The following is a 20,251-nucleotide window of genomic DNA, read 5'->3' as shown; positions in this document are numbered from 1 at the left end:
TACTGTCGGAGAACCCATGATCATCGCCGACCGTCTTCACATCGAAGGCCTGTTCGACACCCACACATCAACGCTCAGTTATCTGGTGATGGACGTCCAGACCCGGCACTGCGCGCTGATCGACAGCGTGCTCGACTTCGATCCCAAATCGGGACGCACCCGCACTGAATCCGCCGATCAGCTGATTGCCCGCGTTCGTGAACTGAACGCCTCTGTGCAATGGATCCTTGAAACCCATGTCCACGCCGATCATGTTTCGGCAGCGGCTTATCTCAAAGACAAGCTCAACGCGAAAATCGCGATTGGCAGCCACATCACCGCGGTGCAAAACGTGTTCGGCGAGCTGTTCAATGCGCCGAGTGGCTTCGCCCGGGACGGCAGCCAGTTCGATGTGCTGCTGGGTGATGGTGCGACCTTTAACGTCGGGACCCTTGAAGCGCGGGCCATGCACACGCCAGGACATACTCCGGCCTGCATGACCTACGTGTTCGACGTTGGCGGCGAAAGTGTGGCTTTTGTCGGGGATACGCTGTTCATGCCGGATTACGGCACGGCGCGCTGTGACTTCCCCGGTGCGGATGCACGAACGCTGTATCAATCAATCCAGAAAATCCTCGCCCTGCCCGATTCGACGCGCTTGTTCATGTGTCACGACTATCAGCCGGATGGTCGCGAGTTGCAGTACATGACGACGGTGGCCGAACAGCGCGCCGACAATATCCACATCCGCCAGGGCATCGATGAAAACGAATTCGTGCAGATGCGCGAAGCCCGGGATGCCACGCTGGAAATGCCCGTGCTGATCCTGCCATCCGTGCAAATCAATATGCGGGCAGGTCACCTTCCCGAGCCTGAAGACAATGGCGTGCGCTACCTGAAGATTCCGCTGAATACGCTGTGAGCCCGACCTTTGTAGACACCTGTTGGAGCGAGGCTTGCCCGCGAAGAGCGATACCCGGTAAGCCTGATGCACCGCAGCGACTGACTCGTCACAATGCCGCCCAGACCAAGCCCGCCTGAACAGAAGAGCGCAATCTCATGTGGGAGCCGGGCTTGCCCGCGATGCAGACACCGCGATTCGACAGATGGACCGGATCGCCCTTATCGCGGGCAAGCCTCGCTCCCACAGAAAATTGCATTTGCAGGCGAACAGTGAATCTCCGACAGGTACGGCGCTGTGTCAGACGCCGGGCGCTGCATCAGTCCGAGCCGTATTCTGCAACCCCGCCAACAACAGCCGCTGATACAGTTCCTCTTTCAACCCCTGTGGCCGGTCAAGCTGCATGCGCTCCAGATGCACAGGGAACGCCTCGGGCTCTGGCGCATCCAGTGTCGCTTTGCCCAGCTCGATGATCTCTGTGAGCTTGAATTTGCTTTCCAGCCAGTGCAGCGCCCGCAGCAGATCGCGCTCTTCGGTGTTGAAGTCGCAACCCAATGGGTATTCGGGAAACAGTTGCGAATATTGATCGGCGATGGCTTGAAGGCGCTCAGCGGTGTTGTGGGCGAAGCGCGGGTCCAGTTTGAAATCCTTGGGCAGCTTGCCCGCTCTTTGCGCCTGTTCGATCAAGCCCGGCTGAAAGCGTGAGTCACTGATGTTGAGCATGGCTTCAATGACCGCTGAATCATTCTTGCCGCGCAGGTCGGCAATGCCGTATTCGGTGACCACGATATCCCGCAGGTGACGTGGAATGGTGGTGTGGCCGTATTCCCAAACGATATTGGAACTGGTCTCGCCGCCAGACTCACGCCAGCTGCGCAGAATCAGAATTGAACGGGCGTCCTCCAGTGCATGCGCCTGGGCCACAAAGTTGTATTGGCCGCCGACACCACTCACTACCCTGCCATCTTGCAGTTGATCGGACACCGCGGCACCCATGAGAGTGACGGTGAACGCACTGTTGATGAACCGCGCATCGCGTCGCTGCAGACGCTTGAGCTGTTCATCGCCATACAGCTCGTTGATATAGCTGATGGCAGTCATGTTGAAGTCGCCGAGACGCTCCAGGGAAAACTCTCGCAAGCGCTGATAAAAACTCTGCGGTCCGAGGAAGAATCCGCCATGGACCATGATGCCGTCCGTGTAAGCCGACTCGTCGAGAGTGCCGTTATTGGCTTCGCGCTGACGCATTGCATCGGGATACACCTTGCGGCGAATGATCCCGGCGTCGACCAGCACCAGCAAACCGTTGACGAACATCTCGCTGCAGCCGTAAAGCCCTGAAACGAAGGGCTCGACGCCGCCCTCACGGTCGATCAGGGTTTGCCAGTCGCTGAGGTTCAGTTCGGCCAGCAGCGCTCGATAAGTGTCGTTATCGGCCTGACGAGCCAGTAACGCAGCAGTCAGCGCATCGCCCATTGAGCCAATGCCGATCTGCAAGGTGCCGCCATCGCGTACCAGTGTGCTGGCATGCAGGCCGATGAAATGATCCTGAAAGCCCACCGGCATATTCGGCGTGGAAAACAATGTGCTGCGCTCTTCTTCATCGATCAGAAAGTCGAAGTCCTCGGCATCTAGCTCCGAATCGCCCGGCATATAGGGCAGATCCGCATGAACCTGGCCCAGCATCAAAACGGTTTCTCCGGCTGCGCGCCGCTTGGCAATCATGGGCAACAAGTCGAGGGTGACATCGGGGTTGCAGCTCAGGCTTAACTTGCCGGGCCGTTGTTCATCGCGGGCAACCAGTTGAGCGACCAGATTCAGGCCGCCGGCGTTGATGTCCCGCGCGGCATGGCTGTAATTGCTGCTGATGTAATCATGCTGGGCGGGCGCACTGTTCAGCAGGCTGCCCGGCTGCATGAAAAACTGCTGCACGCGGATGTTGGCTGGAAGGCTGTCATGGTGCAGATCGGCGAGAAATTCCAGCTCGGGATAATCATCAAATATCCGGTCCAGAAACGGCTGCAGGAATCGTCCTTGCAGACCGTCCCCGGTGGGCGGACGACCCAGGCTTAGCGCCGTGTAGATCGTCAACTGCCGCTCGGGCATTTGCCTGATCCGCTCATACAGCGCGTTGACGAACCGATTCGGCTTACCCAGACCCAATGGAATGCCCATGTGGATATGCGCTGGCAACCGGGCGATGACATGAGCGACCGCTTGATCAATGGAGCTGGACTGCGGCATCGGGTCCTCCAAGGCTTGTTATTAGATGGAGCTTGGACCGGGGTTGTGCGGGTTTTGCTGCATTGGCGCGCTGGAATGTGGCCCTATGTGGGAGCGGTGCTTGCCCGCGATAGGGGCGCTACGGTTTTTATCTGGAATCGAGTGCAGCCTTATCGCGGGCAAGCCACGCTCCCACAGGTCACTTCTTTAGAAACGCCTTATGCAGCTCCGCCAGCGTTGCAAAGTGATACGTCGGCGACTCAGCCTGCAATTCCCCATGACTACCAAAACCATAGCCCACCGCAGCCACATCCAGCCCATTGCGCAGGCCGCCGATCAGGTCGTGTTTGCGGTCGCCGATCATCAGCGTCTGCTGCGGATCGAGCTTTTCTGTCGCCATCAAATGCGCGATCAGTTCAACTTTATCGGTGCGGGTGCCGTCCAGTTCGCTGCCGTAAATCACTTTGAAATGCCGGGCAAAGTCGAAATGCCGGGCGATCTCATGGGCGAATACCCACGGCTTGGACGTTGCGATATACAAATTGCGACCTTGATCGACCAGCTCATCCAACAGTTCAAAGATGCCATCGAACACCAGGTTTTCGTACAGCCCGGTGACCTTGAAGCGTTGGCGATAGAAGCCCACCGCTTCCCAGGCCTTGGCTTCGTCAAAGCCGTATTGATTCATGAACTGCTGCAACAGCGGAGGGCCGATGAAGTGCTCCAGTTGTGCCAGGTCCGGCTCATCGATCCCCAATTGCTTCAGGGCGAACTGGATTGACTTGGTTATCCCTTGGCGCGGATCGGTCAGGGTGCCATCCAGGTCGAACAGGATGTTTTGGTAATGCATGCAAACTCCCATGGGTTTTCGGGATCGCCTTGGGTAAAAACGCAATCCGTTTTCTGTAGGAGCTGCCGAAGGCTGCGAAATCGATGCATCTGACACACCGCTATTCGCAGCCTGCGGCAGCTCCTACAGGGACGTGTTTACAGGATTCAACAGGGCTTATCGAAACCTTCCGCCAGATGCAGGTCCTTGAGCTTCACGTAATTAGCCGCGCTGTACGGAAAGAAGGCGATCTCCTTCTCGGTCAATGCACGGACCTGTTTCACCGGGCGGCCGACGTAAAGAAAACCACTTTCCAGTACTTTGCCCGGCGGCACCAGACTGCCTGCGCCAATGATCACTTCGTCTTCAACCACCGCGCCGTCCATGATCGTGCTGCCCATGCCGATCAGAATGCGATTGCCGATGACACAGCCGTGCAGCATGACTTTGTGGCCGATGGTGACTTCATCGCCAATCAGCAGCGGAAAGCCGTCCGGGTTGAACGGCCCGGCGTGGGTAATGTGCAGCACGCTGCCGTCCTGCACGCTGGTGCGCGCGCCGATACGGATGCGGTGCATGTCGCCGCGAATCACGGTCAGCGGCCAGACCGAGCTGTCAGCACCAATTTCGACATCGCCGAGGACAACGGCCGAATGATCGACAAAAGCCCGGTCGCCAAGCGTTGGCGTGTGGTTCTGGAACGTGCGAATCGCCACGATAGGCTCCTTCTTTGGCGCTGATAGCTGCGGACCGCGCCGATTGTAATTAAGATGCGTGGGTGTTTCTTCCAGCCAAGGTGCAAAACCGTGAGCGCGAACAACCCTCTTCTGCAATCCTACGACCTGCCACCTTTTTCGGCGATTCGTGCCGAGCATGTCAAACCTGCCATTGAACAGATTCTTGCCGACAACCGCGCAGCGATTGCCGAGATCCTCGTCAAGCAAGGCTCGCAGCCTACATGGGCCGGGCTTGTATTGGCGATGGACGAACTCAATGACCGCCTCGGCGCCGCCTGGAGCCCGGTCAGCCACTTGAATGCCGTGTGCAACAGCGCCGAACTGCGCGAAGCCTACGAGTCATGCCTGCCGGCGTTGAGTGCCTACTCCACTGAAATGGGTCAGAACCGCGAACTGTTCCAGGCGTTTGAAGCCCTGGCCAACAGCCCTGAAGCGGCCGGCTTTGATGTGGCGCAGAAAACCATTCTCGAGCAATCGCTGCGTGACTTCCGTCTGTCGGGCATCGACTTGCCGCCAGAACAGCAGAAACGCTACGCCGAGGTGCAGAGCAAATTGTCGGAGCTGGGCAGCCAGTTTTCCAACCAGTTGCTCGACGCCACTCAGGCCTGGACCAAACTGGTCACTGATGAAGCAGCTCTGAAAGGGTTGACCGAGTCGGCCAAGCAACAAATGGCGGCCGCCGCCAAGGCCAAGGATCTGGACGGCTTCCTGATCACTCTGGAATTCCCGAGCTATTACGCGGTGATGACTTATGCCGAAGACCGCGCTCTGCGCGAAGAAGTCTACGCGGCGTACTGCACCCGTGCGTCTGATCAGGGCCCGAATGCTGGCAAGAACGACAATGGCCCGGTGATGGAGCAGATCCTCGACTTGCGTCAGGAACTGGCTCAGCTGTTGGGCTTTTCGAGCTTCTCCGAGCTGAGTCTGGCCACCAAGATGGCTGAATCCAGCGATCAGGTGCTGACCTTCCTGCGTGATCTGGCCAAGCGCAGCAAGCCTTTTGCTGCTCAGGATCTGGCACAGCTCAAGGCCTACGCCGCCGAACAAGGCTGCCCGGACCTGCAAAGCTGGGACAGCGGCTTTTATGGCGAGAAACTGCGTGAGCAGCGCTACAGCGTTTCTCAGGAAGCGTTGCGTGCCTACTTCCCGATCGACAAAGTGCTGGGCGGCCTGTTTGCCATTGTTCAGCGTCTGTACGGCATCGAAATCGCCGAGCAGAAAGGCTTCGATACCTGGCATCCAGACGTACGCCTGTTCGAGATCAAGGAAAACGGTCAGCACGTCGGGCGTTTCTTCTTCGACCTGTATGCCCGCGCCAACAAGCGCGGTGGTGCGTGGATGGACGGCGCTCGCGACCGTCGCCGTACTGCCGAAGGTCAATTGCAGAGCCCGGTGGCGAATCTGGTCTGCAACTTCACTCCGGCCTCGCCGGGTCAGCCTGCATTGCTGACCCACGATGAAGTCACCACCCTGTTCCACGAGTTCGGCCACGGTCTGCATCACCTGCTGACCCGCGTCGAGCACGCGGGCGTGTCCGGCATCAACGGCGTGGCGTGGGATGCCGTCGAGCTGCCAAGCCAGTTCATGGAGAACTGGTGCTGGGAGCCGGAAGGTCTGGCGCTGATTTCTGGTCATTACCAGACTGGCGAAGCGTTGCCACAGGACCTGCTGGAAAAAATGCTCGCTGCCAAGAATTTCCAGTCCGGGCTGATGATGGTTCGTCAGTTGGAGTTCTCGCTGTTCGACTTCGAGCTGCATGCCACTCACGGCGACGGCCGCAGCGTGGCGCAAGTGCTGGATGGCGTTCGCGACGAAGTGTCGGTGATGCGTCCGCCTGCTTACAACCGCTTCCCGAACAGCTTCGCGCACATCTTCGCAGGCGGTTACGCCGCGGGTTACTACAGCTACAAGTGGGCTGAAGTGCTGTCCGCTGACGCGTTCTCGAAGTTCGAAGAAGACGGTGTCCTCAATGCCGAGACCGGTCGCGCCTTCCGTGAAGCGATCCTGGCTCGCGGCGGTTCCCAGGCGCCGATGGTGCTGTTCGTCGACTTCCGCGGACGTGAGCCGTCGATTGACGCACTCTTGCGCCACAGTGGCCTGAGTGAGGATGCGGCAGCATGACCGATACACCGGTAATCATTACCAAGAAGCGCTTCATCGCCGGGGCTGTCTGCCCGGCGTGCAGCGAGCCCGACAAACTCATGATGTGGAGCGAAAATGACGTTCCTCATCGTGAGTGCGTGGGCTGCGGTTACAGCGACACACTCAACGAGCAGGGCAATTCGGTTCCCAAGGAGCTGGGCACGCGCGTCAACAAGATCGCGGTCAAGGCTATCGATCCGAAGGTACAGGGCGTGCAGTTCTTCCCGAATCCGAAGCTGAAAAAGCCGGTTGATTTGGATTGAAGTGACTCACTACCGGTAGGAGCGAACTTGTTCGCGAGGCGATGTTCCTGTGCATGCAGAAATATCGTCTCGCGAACAAGTTCGCTCCTACCGGTGTTGCGCCTTCTATCGGGCGAGCTAGGGATCTAAGGGGTATATCTTGTACTGTATGCACATACAGTTATAGGAGAAGCCCCCATGTCCCTGATTTTCCCGCCTCGCGGCCGGGGCACGGCCAGCAACCCGCATAATCGCTTCGCGCCCAGCCGTTCGTTGGCTGAGGACGACGGCTGGTATCAGGAAGTGCCGTTGACCCAAGGCACACAGGTCACCAGCGAAACGGCCAAAAGCATCATTACCCGCAACACCTCGCCTGACATCCCCTTTGATCGCTCGATCAATCCGTATCGTGGCTGCGAACACGGCTGCATTTACTGCTATGCACGGCCCAGTCATGCGTACTGGGATATGTCGCCGGGCCTGGATTTCGAAACGAAGCTGATCGCTAAAACCAACGCCGCTGCTGTGCTCGAACAGCAGTTGTCGAAACCGGGTTATCGCTGCGCGCCGATTACTTTGGGGGCTAACACCGATCCGTATCAGCCCATCGAGCGTGAGTACAAAATCACCCGGGCGGTGCTCGAAGTGCTGCTGCGTTATCGCCATCCGGTGACGATCATTACCAAAGGGTCGTTGATCCTCCGGGATCTGGACCTGCTGGCCGAACTTGCGAAACAGAATCTGATCTCGGTGTTCATCAGCCTGACTACGCTGGACGACGAACTCAAACGCATTCTGGAGCCGCGCGCCGCTGCGCCCAAAGCGAGGCTGCGAGCGATTCGGGTGCTACGCGATGCGGGGGTGCCGGTTGGCGTGTTGTGCGCGCCGATCATCCCGATGATCAACGACATGGAACTGGAAGCCATGCTCAGCGAAGCCAAGGCTGCCGGGGCCTTGAGTGCCAGCTACGTGATGCTGCGCCTGCCGCTGGAAGTTGCGCCGCTATTTGAAGAATGGCTACAGGCGCACTACCCGCAACGGGCCGAGCATGTGATGAGTCTGGTCAGACAAGTGCGTGGCGGTGAGGTTTACGACAGCCGTTTTGGCGTGCGAATGCGTGGCGAAGGCCCGTTTGCTGACCTGTTGGCGCAGCGCTATCGCATGGCGATCAAGCGGCTGGGGCTTAACCAGCGGGAAAGCTTCAACCTGGATTGCGAGGCATTCTGCCCACCGGGTGGGCAGATGTCGTTGTTGTAGCGAGAGTTGGCGCAATAGCGGATTGGAATGCCATCCCCTGTGGGAGCTGAGCTTGCTCGCGATACATGAGACACGGCCAGAAGACGCACCGCGTTATCGTTTATCGCGAGCAAGCTCAGCTCCCACAATGGCTGCATTGCAACTCAAGACTTATGCGATTTCAGCTCAGACCCTCGCCGCCAATGCCTTCGCCTTACGCATCTTGATCCGGTAAGCCACCCCCAGAACAATCAACCACGCTGGAAGCAGGAACACCGACAGCGAAATACCGGGCGTGAAGTACATGATCACCAGAATGCCCAGCAGGAATACCAGGCACACGTAGTTGGTCAGCGGGTAGCCCCAGCTTTGGTACTCAGTGGTTTCACCCGCTTCGCGCTTGGCCTTGCGGAATTTCAGGTGGGTAATGCTGATGATGACCCAGTTCAGCACCAGTGCGGACACCACCAGCGCCATGAGCAGTTCGAAGGCTTTGCCTGGCATCAGGTAGTTAATCAGCACGCACAGGCCGGTGGCGGTGGCCGATACGCCCAGCGCCAGCAATGGCACGCCGCGACGGTTCACCTTGAGCAAGGCCTTGGGCGCATTGCCTTGCATGGCCAGACCGAAGAGCATGCGGCTGTTGCTGTAAACGCAGCTGTTGTAGACCGACAGCGCTGCGGTCAGCACCACGACATTCAGGAGGGTGGCGACCAGATTGCTGTCCAGCGCGTGGAAAATCAGCACGAACGGGCTGCCGCCAGTCACGACTTTCTGCCAAGGGTACAGAGAGAGCAGGATGGCCAGCGCGCCGACGTAGAAAATCAGGATGCGGTAGATCACCTGATTGGTTGCTTTTGGAATGCTGGTCTTAGGGTTTTCTGCCTCGGCAGCAGTGATGCCGACCAGCTCCAGACCACCGAACGAGAACATGATGAAGGCCATGGCCATCACCAGCCCGCTGATGCCATTCGGGAAGAAGCCACCGTACTGCCAGAGGTTGGCGACGCTTGCGTCAGGCCCGCCGGTGCCGCTGGCCAGCAGCCAGGCACCGAACACGATCATGCTGATGATCGCGACGATCTTGATCATGGAGAACCAGAACTCCATCTCGCCGAAGATCTTTACGCTGGTCAGGTTGATCAGATTAATGGCCACGAAGAAGATTGCCGCCGACACCCAGGTTGGCGTCTCAGGCCACCAATACTGCACGTACTGGCCCACCGCAGTCAGTTCGGCCATGCCCACCAGTACGTAAAGTACCCAGTAATTCCAGCCCGACATGAAACCTGCGAAGCGACCCCAGTAACGGTTGGCGAAGTGACTGAAAGTACCCGCGACAGGCTCTTCCACCACCATTTCACCCAGCTGGCGCATGATGAAAAACGCGATCATGCCCGCAATGGCGTAACCGAGGATGACCGACGGACCGGCCATATTGATGGTGTGCGCAATGCCCAGGAACAGTCCGGTGCCGATTGCGCCGCCCAGGGCGATCAGCTGGATATGCCGATTCTTGAGCCCGCGATGCAGGTGAGCGGCAGATTTTTGTTCGTTCATAAAAGGTTCTGACCCAGGTGAAGATACCGAGTGGATACAAGCCGCCAATTGCGAGCTGTACGTGGCATTTTGCAAAACAGGTGCCACACAACAGCTTTTGGATTTTTCAGGTGCTGCAAAAGGATGACGCAGGCTACCCGCCATTGGCCAAGCGTCAAGCATAAACTGTTAGGCTTTGCGTCCGAAGCCTTTGAATTCCGACGGATTACTCGACCATGAAAGTCAACGAGATCGACGATTTTGATTTGAAGATCCTGACCCTGTTACAGGCCAACGGGCGCCTGACCAATCAGGAGCTCAGTGACCTGATCGGGTTGTCCGCGTCCCAGTGTTCGCGGCGTCGGATCGCTCTGGAGCAGGCGCAGTTGATCCTTGGCTACCATGCGCGGCTGGCCCCACAGGCCATGAATCTGGAGGTGGTGGCGATGGTCGAGGTCAAGTTGATCAGCCATCGACCGGAGCATTCAGAAGGCTTTCAGGCGTTCATCGGCACCGAGGCTGCAATCATCGATGCGTACAAAACCACCGGCGATGCCGATTACAACCTGAAAACCGCAGTGGCCGATCTCGCCAGCCTCAATCAACTGATGGGCAGGATTTCTGCGACAAACTGCGTTTCGCATCTCAAGACTTCAGTAGTGCTCGAGCGTTTGAAGGAAAACAATATAGCCACCGCTTAAGGCGCTTCGCACAGTATTGACTCGTTTCTTTGGCTTTATGTACACGCTTGGTGCGTTTTTTGTTTAATGATTGCGCGATCTGTGCATTCTGAAAGCTTTATATGCGTGTTCATCATGCTTTGTGTAGGATGCGCGCTTGTTGTGTGAGCTATGGAGTTTTCCCATAGGCTTGCTTACCCCGTTATGTCGCGCCCACCTTTTTCATCAGGAGTTGTCTGCCATGTTTGCCCACGTTGAGTCCTATGCCGGTGATCCGATCCTGTCGTTGATGGATACTTATCAAAAAGATCCCAACACCGAAAAGGTCAACCTCAGTATCGGTCTGTACTACGACGACCTTGGGCAAATCCCGCGTCTGGCTTCTGCAGTAGAAGCCGAGAGCACACTACTTGAGGGCAAGCAGCCTCCTTGCGTGTATCTGCCAATGGAAGGCCTTGCTCCTTACCGTCAGGGCGTGCAGGCCTTGTTGTTCGGCGAGCAGCACCCTGCTCTGCTGGCCGGACGCATTGCAACTATCCAGACCGTAGGCGGCTCGGGCGCATTGAAGGTCGGCGCGGACTTCCTGAAGTCGGCTTATCCGGACTCTCAAGTCTGGGTCAGCGATCCGACGTGGGAGAACCATCACGCGTTGTTCGGCGGCGCAGGCTTCAAGGTCAACACGTATCCGTATTTCGATGCCGGGACCGGTGGCGTGAATTTCGACGCCATGTTCGCCTCGCTGCAAAAGTTGCCAGCGCACAGCATCGTGCTGCTGCACCCGTGCTGCCACAACCCGACAGGCGCGGACCTGACGATTGCCCAGTGGGATCAGCTCATTGAACTGATCGGCGCGCGCAAGCTGATTCCTTTCCTGGACACTGCTTATCAGGGGTTCGGTGCTGGCATGAGTGAAGATGCCTACGCCATTCGAGCCATGGCTGATGCGGGTCTGACGGTACTGGTCAGCAACTCGTTCTCGAAAATCTTCTCACTGTACGGCGAGCGGGTCGGTGGTTTGTCTATCGTGTGCCCGGATGCAGCCATGGCTGACAAAGTCCTGGGCCAGCTCAAGGCCACCGTCCGCCGTAACTACTCCAGTCCGCCAAAACACGGCGCGCTGGTAGTGTCCGCCGTGCTTAACGATCCAATTTTGCGTAACCAGTGGCTCGCAGAAGTGGAAGCCATGCGTCTGCGTATCATCGACATGCGCGTAAAACTGGTGGCCGCTCTCAAGGAAAAAATGCCACAACGTGACTTCAGCTATATCCTCACGCAAAGTGGCATGTTCAGTTACACAGGTTTCAGCAGTGCACAGGTTGACCGACTGAGAAACGAGCACGCCGTTTATCTGATCAGCAGTGGCCGGGTTTGCATGGCCGGGCTGAACGAGCAGAATCTGCCGAAGGTTGTCGAAGCTTTCAGTAGCGTTTGCGAGGGATAACGGAAAAATCAGGGTTGCAGGCCATTCAAATGCCACTAGTGCCGTTGGGCTGTAACCCTTGATCCAGAGCGCTACATTCAGTTTCAGTTAAGTTTTGACGGTTAGCCTGTAAATCTGCATGACCCCGTTGGGCGCGGGCAAATGGATTTGGACGCGATGCCTGTTGTTAGGGTTGCAGCAATAAACCCACATCAATCCGTCAAAGAGGATTAGACATGAGTGACATGGATAAGCAGGTTTCAGCTACGTCGGTAGACGTTAAGCCTGAGGCCGAAACTTCCGACGTAGCGCTGGCTCACATTGTTGAAGGCTTCAAACGTTTTCGCTCTGAAGTTTTTCCTGAGCAGGAAGAACTGTTCAAGAAACTCGCAACGGCCCAGCAGCCGCGTGCCATGTTCATTACCTGTGCCGACTCCCGGATTGTGCCGGAGCTCATCACCAACAGCTCGCCTGGCGACCTGTTCGTGACGCGTAACGTCGGTAACGTAGTCCCGCCATACGGTCCTATGAACGGCGGTGTTTCCACCGCTATCGAATACGCCGTCATGGCGTTGGGTGTGCACCACATCATCGTCTGCGGCCACTCCGACTGCGGCGCCATGCGCGCTGTACTTAACCCGCACACGCTGGAAAAAATGCCGACGGTCAAAGCCTGGCTGCGACACGCCGAGGTCGCCCGTACTGTGGTTGAAGACAACTGCAGCTGCACCGGCGAAAAAGAAACGATGCACGTCCTCACCGAAGAGAACGTCATCGCGCAACTTCAACACTTGCGTACTCACCCATCAGTAGCGTCGAAGCTGGCCAGCGGCGAGTTGTTCATCCATGGCTGGGTGTACGACATCGAAACCTGTGGCATCAAAGCCTACGATGCCGAAAAAGGTCGTTTCCTGGAGTTGGATGGCGACCATCCGACACCGGTTGCCACGCCGAAGTCTCGCTACTAAAAACGCGACTTTCACCTCGTTCAGACACCTGACGGTGCGCTACCAGCGCGCCGTGAGGCGTCGTCACGTCTGAAGAATCCCGGAGAGTCATCATGGGCCTCGCTCAATTGAAATCCGTTTTGCCCAGAGAGCTTCTCGCTTCCGTAGTCGTTTTTCTGGTTGCATTGCCCCTGTGTATGGGGATCGCTATCGCTTCCGGTATGCCACCGGCCAAAGGACTGATCACCGGCATCATCGGCGGCCTGGTGGTGGGTTGGTTGGCAGGCTCACCGCTGCAAGTCAGCGGCCCGGCTGCAGGCCTTGCGGTCTTGGTCTTCGAGGTGGTCCGCGAGCACGGCATGGCCATGCTCGGTCCGATCCTGCTGCTGGCGGGTGTGCTGCAAATCCTTGCCGGGCGCTTCAAGCTCGGTTGCTGGTTCCGCGTCACAGCCCCGGCGGTGGTCTACGGCATGCTCGCCGGTATCGGTGTGCTGATCGTGCTCTCTCAGGCGCACGTCATGTTTGATGGCGGGCCCAAACCGTCCGGCCTGGATAACCTCGTTGCCTTCCCTTCTACCCTGATTCAGGCGATCGGCCCGGGCAGCGGCATGCAGGCCGGAGCTCTCGGTCTGGGTACGATTCTGGTGATGTGGGTGTGGGACAAGTTTCGTCCTCAGTCGCTGCGCTTCGTTCCGGGCGCCCTGCTGGGTGTCGGCCTGGCAACCTTTGCCAGTATCGCTTTAGTGATGCAGGTAAAGCGTGTGGAAGTGCCGGATAACCTGGCTGAAGCCATCGACTGGTTGCGTCCTGCCGACCTGATGAACCTTGCTGATCCAGCGATTCTGATTGCTGCCTTTGCGGTCGCTTTTATCGCCAGTGCCGAAACCTTGCTCTCGGCAGCCGCAGTAGACCGGATGCATGACGGGCAGCGCTCGGACTTCGATAAAGAGCTGAGTGCTCAGGGCGTCGGCAACGTGCTGTGCGGTCTGGTAGGCGCATTGCCGATGACGGGCGTGATCGTGCGCAGCTCCGCCAACGTTCAGGCAGGTGCCAAGACACGTATGTCGGCGATGTTCCACGGCCTGTGGTTGCTGGCGTTCGTGTTGCTGCTGTCCAGCGTGCTGCAAAGCATTCCGGTGGCGAGTCTGGCGGGTGTGTTGGTGTACACCGGTTGCAAACTGGTGGACCTCAAGGCGTTTCGTGGCTTGGGCCGTTATGGCCGGATGCCGATGTTCACCTACGCGGCTACCGCTGCGGCGATCATCTTCACCGATCTGCTGACAGGTGTGCTGGTCGGTTTCGGTCTGACCCTGGTCAAACTGGCGCTGCAAGCTGCGCGTTTGAAAATCAACCTGGTGCCCACCGACGTTGAAGGCGAGTTCGAGTTGCGCATGGTCGGCTCCGCTACCTTCCTGAAAGTCCCGGCGCTGACCAAGGTGATGGAGACTATTCCGGCGGGCAGCAAGGTTTATGTGCCGATGAGCAACCTGAGCTACATCGACCATTCCTGCCTTGAACTGCTGGAAGAATGGGGCCGCGCCAACGCTGCTCAGGGCTCGCGTTTGATCATCGAGCCACGGAGATTGAAGCGCAGGCTGGAAGGTCGGTTGACGACAACTACCGGGATCGGGTCAGCTGCTTCGCAAAGCTAATGTGGGTTGATTGTTGGAGCGAGGCTTGTCTGCGATAAGGCCAGACGCGATTCACCGAGAATCTGCGGTGCTCTTATCGCGGGCAAGCCTCGCTCCCACAGGGGGGCACCCGGTATTGCGGGTAACTCTTAACCTCTATCCAGGGCCAGCCCAAGCCCCAGCTGGCGCGACAGGCACGGCCAGCGTTTCCATGCGGCTTCGGTGTCCGGGCTGCTCAGGCGGTCGCGGTAGGCTTCCACGGATTCCAGCTCAAAGCTTTCCTCATCAAGCAACTGATCGACAGCGTGATGCACCGCTTCGTCCAACTGGTTGGCGAACGACTCACCAATCAATTGGTGGGCGATAACGCTGGCGACCACGGTATTGGACGGGATCAGCGGGCGGGCGAAATGCTTGATGTATAGATCATTCACTTCCTCAACCAGACGATGCGCCAAATAGGCTTCATCCAGCAGGCTGTCGAGGCCCTCGTGGCCGTCCATGATGGCGGGTGGTGCTGTGAAGAAGTGCTCGGCGATTTTCAGCACCGGTTTGATCTGCCCTTCGATGCCCGCTTCAACGGCAACCTCATGAGCCGCGTCCAGCAAGTCCGGCACCAGATCGATATAGGCGGTGACAAAACGCGTCAGCACGCCGCGCGCATCGACTTCCGGCAGATGAATGGCAGGGTGCAGGTGCGGTAACTGAGTTTCAAGTTGACGCAATAACTGGCCGGTCTCGGCCTCGTGTTGATGCGCACGTTGTATCTGCTCGCGCAAAGCGGCGGTGTTCATGAATGCTCCTGAGGATGGAAAACCAGGGTACGGATAGGGGGAGACCATACGTTAGCCTGCCTGAACGAAAGGCTAAGACGTTTTTGTCATAACAGGTTCACATATATGTGTATTGGCTATTAAAAGCGCCATTTGCGCCACTATTGCCTCTTAAATTTTTGACGCGGCAACTCGCGGCCGACATTTTCCGGATTTTTCCAGCGCGTTGCACGCCTACGGTGCCTGTCTATACTCGGTTTTTGGCAGTGCTGATGGTCATCGGGCGCTGTTCGACATCTGGAGTCATGGCTGCGTCGCGACGTCTCGGTCCATCAACTCATGGCGCGTATTACACCTTCACCAGGCTGACTGTATTGGTATGAATGCCCCCCGTTTTTCCAAGTCCCAGATCGTCCGCCTGCTGCTGGTGATTATCGTCATGTTTGCTCTCGGCGTTTCTGCAGTTCCGCTGTTCAATGGTGCGTCTCGGATATTGGGCATTCATGGCAAGGCTGGCGATGATCAGCGCTCGCAACGGGTCGATGAAAGCCGTCAGGTACGGGTGAAGTTCCTGTCGTCCAATGCCGTGAACATGGTGTGGGGCTTTTACCCTAAAGCCGATCAACTGGAAGTACATCCCGGCGCCGTTAATGACATGTTGTTCATCGCCCAGAACCCCACAGACCAGCCCATGACAGCTCAGGCAGTGCCGAGCATCTCGCCAGGCTCCGCAGCGGCGTACTTTCAAAAGACAGAATGTTTTTGCTTCACCCAGCAAGTGCTGCAGCCGGGTGAGCGTGTGGAAATGCTGGTGCGTTTCATCGTCGACTACGACTTGCCGAAGGATATCGAACAGCTAACCCTGGGGTACACCTTGTTCAACGTGACCTCCAGCAAAACGCCTGCCTCGAAAAGCGGCGGCTAGCTGTTGCTGGAGGTATCGTGGTCTCTTCCTGATTCGGGCGTCCGTGCTGTAACGTGGCACGCCATTGCAATCTGCGCTCCGCCACCACAAGACCCATTACTGCTGATCTCATGACTCGAACCCAGAAAACCGTTTTCATCCTGGTCGCCCTCGTCGCTTTGATTTTGGGCTATGCCGTCAATCGTGCGTTGTCTGGCAACAGCGCTAGTGACCAGACCGCTTTGATCGATGCCGGGATTATTCTGCTGCCCCAAAGCCGCAAGCTGCCAGACCTGACCATGACCAATCAGGACGGCCAGCCAGTGCAGGTCAACGGGCTCAAGGACAAGTGGACGCTGTTTTTTTTCGGCTACACCTATTGCCCGGACATCTGCCCAACCACGCTCGCCCAGTTGCGTCAGATCAAGAGCGAGCTACCTCAGGAGACGTTGAGCAAATTGCGAGTGGTGCTGGTCAGCGTCGATCCCAATCGCGACACACCGCAGCAGCTCAAACAGTATCTGGGATATTTCGATAAGGACTTCGTGGGGTTGACTGGGAGCGTGCCGGATATCCAGAAGCTTGCCAACAGCGTGAGCATTCCGTTTATTCCGGCCGATACCAGTAAACCGGGCTACACCGTGGACCATAGCGGCAACCTTGCGTTGCTCGGGCCAGACGGCAATCAGCGTGGGTTCATTCGTGCGCCGTTCAACAACCAGAAGCTGCTGGCGCAGTTGCCGGGGTTGTTGGAGCGGGAGTGAGTACCGGAGTTTACTGACACCGCGCAATCCTATGTGGGAGCAGAGCTTGCTCGCGATAAGGCTGGACGCGATCTAAAGTGAGCCGAGTCCAGCCTTATCGCGAGCAAGCTCTGCTCCCACATATGTTTGCAGCGTGAAAGTGCGGTGATTCAGCTTAAAACGCCGGAACCACTGCGCCTTTGTACTTCTCGGCGATGAACGCTTTCACTTCCGGGCTTTGCAGGGCAGCAACCAGCTTCTTGATGGCGTCCGCATCCTTGTTGGCCTGAGTCGTCACGAGAATGTTGGCGTAAGGCGACTCGGCACCTTCGATGATCAGCGCGTCCTTGGTTGGATCAAGCTTGGCAGTCAGCGCGTAGTTGGTGTTGATCAGCGCCAGGTCTACCTGAGTCAGCACGCGTGGCAGCGTAGCCGCTTCCAGCTCGCGGAACTTAAGGTTTTTCGGGTTCTGCAGCACGTCACTCGGTTTGGCGAGGATGCTGGTTGGGTCTTTCAGGGTGATCAAGCCGGCTTTGGCCAGCAACAGGAAAGCGCGGCCTTCGTTGGTGGCGTCATTAGGCAGCGCAACCATGGCGCCGTCCGGCAGCTCGGCCAGAGTTTTGTACTTGTCCGAGTAGGCACCAAACGGCTCTACGTGAACCTTGGCCACGCTGACCAGATCAGTACCTTTACCTTTGTTGAACTCATCCAGGTATGGCTGATGCTGGAAGAAGTTGGCGTCCATGCGCTTCTGCTCGACTTGCACGTTAGGCTGCACGTAGTCATTGAAGACCTTGATTTGCAGGTCCACGCCTTCTTTGGCCAGGGTCGGCTTCACGAATTCGAGAATCTCGGCATGCGGTACGGCACTGGCCGCAACGGTCAGGGTTTCATCAGCGTGTGCAGACAACGCAGCAACAGCAGCAAATACGGCCAACAGCTTCTTCATACATCAACTCCTTTGAGAGCCCGCCAATCTGGCGGGCTATTGCCGACGGGTATCGGCCAAAAACTAGCGGTGGGAAAAGTGCGCGACCAGTTTGTCGCCAATGGTTTGCAGGATTTGCACCAGCACCAGCAGCAATACGACCGTCACAAACATCACATCGTTCTGGAAACGCTGGTAACCGTAACGAATCGCCAGATCGCCCAGCCCGCCCGCGCCGACGGCACCCGCCATGGCGGTGAACGACACCAGCGCAATCGCCGTAACGGTAACAGCGGCCAGGATGCCGGGGCGAGCTTCAGGCAACAGCGCCTTGACGATGATCTGCCGCGTGGTGGCGCCCATTGCCTGAGTCGCTTCGATGATGCCGCGATCCACTTCACGCAGCGCGGTTTCCACCAGACGTGCAAAGAACGGCGTGGCGCCCGCGATCAGCGGTGGCAACGTGCCGAGGATGCCCAGCGTGGTGCCGGTGATGATCTCGGTCACGGGCATCATCACGATCAGCAGGATGATAAACGGCAAAGCCCGCAGCAAGTTGACGATTACCGCCAGCACTGAGTACAGGCCTTTGTTTTCGAGCAACTGGCGTGGCGACGTGAGGAACAGGATCACACCCAGTGGCAAACCGAGCAGCACGGTAAAGCCCAGAGACACAACGAGCATGTTCAGGGTGTCGAGGGTAGCGATCCAGATCTCGGCCCAATCGACATTGGGGAATAAAGTCAGTAGAGCGTCCATCAGCGCAGCACCTCCATATGAACATCCGCGGCGGTGAAGCGAGCGAAGGCGGCGTCTATGTCACCGCCGGTGATGGCCAGCGTCAGCTGCCCGTAAGGCGTGTCCTTGATGCGATCGATGCGCCCGGCCAGGATGCTGTAATCCACACCGGTTTCTCTCGCGACAGTACCGAGCAGTGGCGCGTAGGTCGCCTCACCCTGGAAGGTCAGACGCACGATGCGGCCTTCGACGTGGGCGAAGTCATCGCGCTGTTCGTTTTCATCGATCTGCTCGTGTTCCTGAACAAAGCGCTTGGTGGTCGGATGCTGCGGGTGCAGAAACACATCGGCGACCTTGCCCTGCTCGACGATCACGCCAGCGTCCATGACCGCGACGTGGTCGCATACGCGACGGATCACGTCCATCTCGTGGGTGATCAGGACGATGGTCAGCTTCAGCTCGCGGTTGATCTCGGCCAGCAGTTGCAGGACCGATGCGGTGGTTTGCGGGTCCAGCGCGCTGGTCGCTTCATCACAGAGCAGGATTTTCGGCTTGGTCGCCAGAGCGCGGGCGATGCCGACACGCTGCTTCTGCCCTCCGGACAATTGCGAAGGGTATTTCTTCGCGTGGTCGGACAGGCCAACCCGTGCCAACAGTTCTGCCACGCGCTGATCGATCTCGGCGCGGGACATATCACCGGCCAGGGTCAACGGCATGGCGACGTTGTCGGCCACGGTTTTGGAGGACAGCAGATTGAAGTGCTGGAAGATCATCCCGACCTGCTGGCGGAAACGCCGCAAGCCATTGGCATCAAGGGCGGTGACGTCTTCGGCGTCGACGATGATCTGTCCGCCGCTCGGGGTTTCCAGGCGGTTGATCAGGCGCAGCAGGGTGCTTTTGCCAGCCCCTGAGTGGCCGATCAGGCCGAACACCTGACCGTCTTCGACGCGCAGGCTGGTAGGGTGCAGGGCCGGAATTTCCTTGCCTGCCACCCGATAGGTTTTATGGACGTTATGGAACTCGATCACTTAGCGAACCTTGTGGGGGCGCGGTAAAAATTCAGCGCAGCGGCAGGACGCACACCGGCTGATTGGCATCGGCTGGATAGGCCGGGCGCGCATTTTAGCCTGTCCGCCGGAATCGATTTAGCATTTATTTCATAACAGACCTGTGTAAATGGAATAAGGCGATGGGTGGCAATGATCTGGATTTCATGTGGGAGAGCCCCGGTGTCCCTGACATCACGCTGTCGCGAAGCAAGTGGAGACCTGTACAGGCTGTGTGAAAACCTCACGAGCCAATTAGCTGGCTAAAAAACGCTCAAAAAACCGCGCTCCTACGTGAGTTTGAGGTCTGTAACCCACACAAACTTTTAAAGATTTCACGTGAGCGCGCGCAGTTTGTTTTTGTCTGAGGGTTTTCACACAGTCTGTGTAGGAGCGCGCTTGGTCTGGGCCGCATCCGGACGATTCGGTCTGTCAGTCGATGAATGTATCGTCTCTGCTGACGTAATCGTCCGGATGCGGCCCAGACCAAGCGCGCTCCTACAGATGGAAGTATTCCGAATCAAATAGTTGTAGTTTGTCTGAGAGGAGCAGAGCTTGCTCGCGATAAGGCTACGCAAATATCAGGCATATCGCTCCAGTCATATCGCGGGCA

Annotated in this window: 18 protein-coding genes; 10 read left to right on the top strand and 8 right to left on the bottom strand. The window is 57.7% G+C overall.

What is annotated here, in order from left to right:
• Window positions 1-16: 16 nt before the first annotated feature.
• Entirely contained in the window at window positions 17-901 is an 885-nt protein-coding gene (locus KDX30_RS02190) for an MBL fold metallo-hydrolase (protein ID WP_027898499.1), read from the top strand.
• A gap of 279 nt (window positions 902-1,180) precedes the next feature.
• Here the strand turns inward: KDX30_RS02190 and KDX30_RS02185 are convergent, their stop codons facing one another.
• The 3 genes from KDX30_RS02185 to KDX30_RS02175 form a co-directional block, all read right to left on the bottom strand.
• Window positions 1,181-3,124 carry an acetyl-CoA hydrolase/transferase C-terminal domain-containing protein gene (locus KDX30_RS02185; protein ID WP_122395710.1) on the bottom strand — a complete coding sequence of 648 codons (1,944 nt, stop codon included), beginning with the start codon at window positions 3,122-3,124 and terminating at the stop codon, window positions 1,181-1,183.
• A gap of 178 nt (window positions 3,125-3,302) precedes the next feature.
• A complete protein-coding gene (locus KDX30_RS02180; RefSeq protein WP_231674846.1) occupies window positions 3,303-3,953 on the bottom strand; it encodes an HAD family hydrolase in 651 nt (216 codons plus the stop codon).
• Between the two features lie 146 nt (window positions 3,954-4,099).
• On the bottom strand, window positions 4,100-4,648 hold the full coding sequence (locus KDX30_RS02175) for a gamma carbonic anhydrase family protein (protein WP_027898496.1): 549 nt from the start codon (window positions 4,646-4,648) through the stop codon (window positions 4,100-4,102).
• Window positions 4,649-4,738: 90 nt separating this feature from the next.
• Here KDX30_RS02175 and prlC point away from each other — a divergent pair, with 90 nt between their 5' ends.
• From prlC to KDX30_RS02160, 3 genes are all read left to right on the top strand, one after another.
• On the top strand, window positions 4,739-6,790 hold the full coding sequence (prlC, locus tag KDX30_RS02170) for an oligopeptidase A (RefSeq protein WP_231674845.1): 2,052 nt from the start codon (window positions 4,739-4,741) through the stop codon (window positions 6,788-6,790).
• On the top strand, window positions 6,787-7,074 hold the full coding sequence (locus KDX30_RS02165; RefSeq protein WP_099270231.1) for a YheV family putative zinc ribbon protein: 288 nt from the start codon (window positions 6,787-6,789) through the stop codon (window positions 7,072-7,074). The genes prlC and KDX30_RS02165 overlap by 4 nt, the downstream gene beginning before the upstream one ends.
• Before the next feature lie 177 nt (window positions 7,075-7,251).
• A complete protein-coding gene (locus KDX30_RS02160) occupies window positions 7,252-8,310 on the top strand; it encodes a PA0069 family radical SAM protein (RefSeq protein WP_122396918.1) in 1,059 nt (352 codons plus the stop codon).
• A 165-nt stretch (window positions 8,311-8,475) separates the two neighbouring features.
• On the opposite strand, the gene KDX30_RS02155 is transcribed toward KDX30_RS02160, so the two are convergent.
• Entirely contained in the window at window positions 8,476-9,849 is a 1,374-nt protein-coding gene (locus KDX30_RS02155) for an amino acid permease (protein ID WP_231665510.1), read from the bottom strand.
• Between the two features lie 215 nt (window positions 9,850-10,064).
• Between KDX30_RS02155 and KDX30_RS02150 the strand changes: the two genes are divergently transcribed.
• The 4 genes from KDX30_RS02150 to KDX30_RS02135 all read left to right on the top strand — a co-directional run bounded on the left by KDX30_RS02150 (window position 10,065) and on the right by KDX30_RS02135 (window position 14,527).
• Window positions 10,065-10,529: an Lrp/AsnC family transcriptional regulator gene (locus KDX30_RS02150; RefSeq protein WP_027898491.1), complete on the top strand. Its 465-nt coding sequence runs from the start codon at window positions 10,065-10,067 to the stop codon at window positions 10,527-10,529.
• 220 nt (window positions 10,530-10,749) lie between these two features.
• The gene (locus KDX30_RS02145; protein WP_231674844.1) at window positions 10,750-11,949 is read left to right on the top strand and encodes an amino acid aminotransferase; all 1,200 of its coding nucleotides are present in this window, start codon (window positions 10,750-10,752) and stop codon (window positions 11,947-11,949) included.
• A 215-nt stretch (window positions 11,950-12,164) separates the two neighbouring features.
• Complete coding sequence (locus tag KDX30_RS02140; protein WP_027898489.1) at window positions 12,165-12,896, top strand: carbonic anhydrase; 732 nt, start codon at window positions 12,165-12,167, stop codon at window positions 12,894-12,896.
• Between the two features lie 92 nt (window positions 12,897-12,988).
• Window positions 12,989-14,527 (top strand): SulP family inorganic anion transporter, encoded by a 1,539-nt coding sequence (locus tag KDX30_RS02135; protein WP_231674843.1) that lies wholly within the window; start codon window positions 12,989-12,991, stop codon window positions 14,525-14,527.
• A gap of 128 nt (window positions 14,528-14,655) precedes the next feature.
• Here the strand turns inward: KDX30_RS02135 and KDX30_RS02130 are convergent, their stop codons facing one another.
• Window positions 14,656-15,300: a hypothetical protein gene (locus KDX30_RS02130; protein WP_027897974.1), complete on the bottom strand. Its 645-nt coding sequence runs from the start codon at window positions 15,298-15,300 to the stop codon at window positions 14,656-14,658.
• Between the two features lie 358 nt (window positions 15,301-15,658).
• Between KDX30_RS02130 and KDX30_RS02125 the strand changes: the two genes are divergently transcribed.
• On the top strand, window positions 15,659-16,204 hold the full coding sequence (locus KDX30_RS02125) for a cytochrome c oxidase assembly protein (protein ID WP_231674842.1): 546 nt from the start codon (window positions 15,659-15,661) through the stop codon (window positions 16,202-16,204).
• A 110-nt stretch (window positions 16,205-16,314) separates the two neighbouring features.
• Entirely contained in the window at window positions 16,315-16,947 is a 633-nt protein-coding gene (locus KDX30_RS02120; protein ID WP_231674841.1) for an SCO family protein, read from the top strand.
• Window positions 16,948-17,101: 154 nt separating this feature from the next.
• On the opposite strand, the gene KDX30_RS02115 is transcribed toward KDX30_RS02120, so the two are convergent.
• The 3 genes from KDX30_RS02115 to KDX30_RS02105 all read right to left on the bottom strand — a co-directional run bounded on the left by KDX30_RS02115 (window position 17,102) and on the right by KDX30_RS02105 (window position 19,620).
• The gene (locus KDX30_RS02115) at window positions 17,102-17,875 is read right to left on the bottom strand and encodes a MetQ/NlpA family ABC transporter substrate-binding protein (RefSeq protein WP_231674840.1); all 774 of its coding nucleotides are present in this window, start codon (window positions 17,873-17,875) and stop codon (window positions 17,102-17,104) included.
• Between the two features lie 63 nt (window positions 17,876-17,938).
• Window positions 17,939-18,613: a methionine ABC transporter permease gene (locus tag KDX30_RS02110; protein ID WP_099270238.1), complete on the bottom strand. Its 675-nt coding sequence runs from the start codon at window positions 18,611-18,613 to the stop codon at window positions 17,939-17,941.
• Window positions 18,613-19,620: a methionine ABC transporter ATP-binding protein gene (locus KDX30_RS02105; protein WP_027902802.1), complete on the bottom strand. Its 1,008-nt coding sequence runs from the start codon at window positions 19,618-19,620 to the stop codon at window positions 18,613-18,615. Before KDX30_RS02105 ends, KDX30_RS02110 begins: the two co-directional genes overlap by 1 nt.
• Between the last annotated feature and the right edge of the window lie 631 nt (window positions 19,621-20,251).

Origin of the sequence: Pseudomonas quasicaspiana, assembly GCF_021147825.1 — a bacterium.
In the GTDB taxonomy this organism is placed as follows: domain Bacteria; phylum Pseudomonadota; class Gammaproteobacteria; order Pseudomonadales; family Pseudomonadaceae; genus Aquipseudomonas; species Aquipseudomonas quasicaspiana.
This window is presented reverse-complemented; position numbering and strand designations above follow the sequence as displayed.

Bases quoted from the DNA above. Each gene is read 5' to 3' on its own strand.
- KDX30_RS02190 (WP_027898499.1), top strand. From the start codon at position 17: ATGATCATCGCCGACCGTCTTCACATCGAAGGCCTGTTCGACACCCAC.
- KDX30_RS02185 (WP_122395710.1), bottom strand. From the start codon at position 3,124: ATGCCGCAGTCCAGCTCCATTGATCAAGCGGTCGCTCATGTCATCGCC.
- KDX30_RS02180 (WP_231674846.1), bottom strand. From the start codon at position 3,953: ATGCATTACCAAAACATCCTGTTCGACCTGGATGGCACCCTGACCGAT.
- KDX30_RS02165 (WP_099270231.1), top strand. From the start codon at position 6,787: ATGACCGATACACCGGTAATCATTACCAAGAAGCGCTTCATCGCCGGG.
- KDX30_RS02160 (WP_122396918.1), top strand. From the start codon at position 7,252: ATGTCCCTGATTTTCCCGCCTCGCGGCCGGGGCACGGCCAGCAACCCG.
- KDX30_RS02155 (WP_231665510.1), bottom strand. From the start codon at position 9,849: ATGAACGAACAAAAATCTGCCGCTCACCTGCATCGCGGGCTCAAGAAT.
- KDX30_RS02150 (WP_027898491.1), top strand. From the start codon at position 10,065: ATGAAAGTCAACGAGATCGACGATTTTGATTTGAAGATCCTGACCCTG.
- KDX30_RS02145 (WP_231674844.1), top strand. From the start codon at position 10,750: ATGTTTGCCCACGTTGAGTCCTATGCCGGTGATCCGATCCTGTCGTTG.
- KDX30_RS02140 (WP_027898489.1), top strand. From the start codon at position 12,165: ATGAGTGACATGGATAAGCAGGTTTCAGCTACGTCGGTAGACGTTAAG.
- KDX30_RS02135 (WP_231674843.1), top strand. From the start codon at position 12,989: ATGGGCCTCGCTCAATTGAAATCCGTTTTGCCCAGAGAGCTTCTCGCT.
- KDX30_RS02130 (WP_027897974.1), bottom strand. From the start codon at position 15,300: ATGAACACCGCCGCTTTGCGCGAGCAGATACAACGTGCGCATCAACAC.
- KDX30_RS02125 (WP_231674842.1), top strand. From the start codon at position 15,659: ATGAATGCCCCCCGTTTTTCCAAGTCCCAGATCGTCCGCCTGCTGCTG.
- KDX30_RS02120 (WP_231674841.1), top strand. From the start codon at position 16,315: ATGACTCGAACCCAGAAAACCGTTTTCATCCTGGTCGCCCTCGTCGCT.
- KDX30_RS02115 (WP_231674840.1), bottom strand. From the start codon at position 17,875: ATGAAGAAGCTGTTGGCCGTATTTGCTGCTGTTGCTGCGTTGTCTGCA.
- KDX30_RS02110 (WP_099270238.1), bottom strand. From the start codon at position 18,613: ATGGACGCTCTACTGACTTTATTCCCCAATGTCGATTGGGCCGAGATC.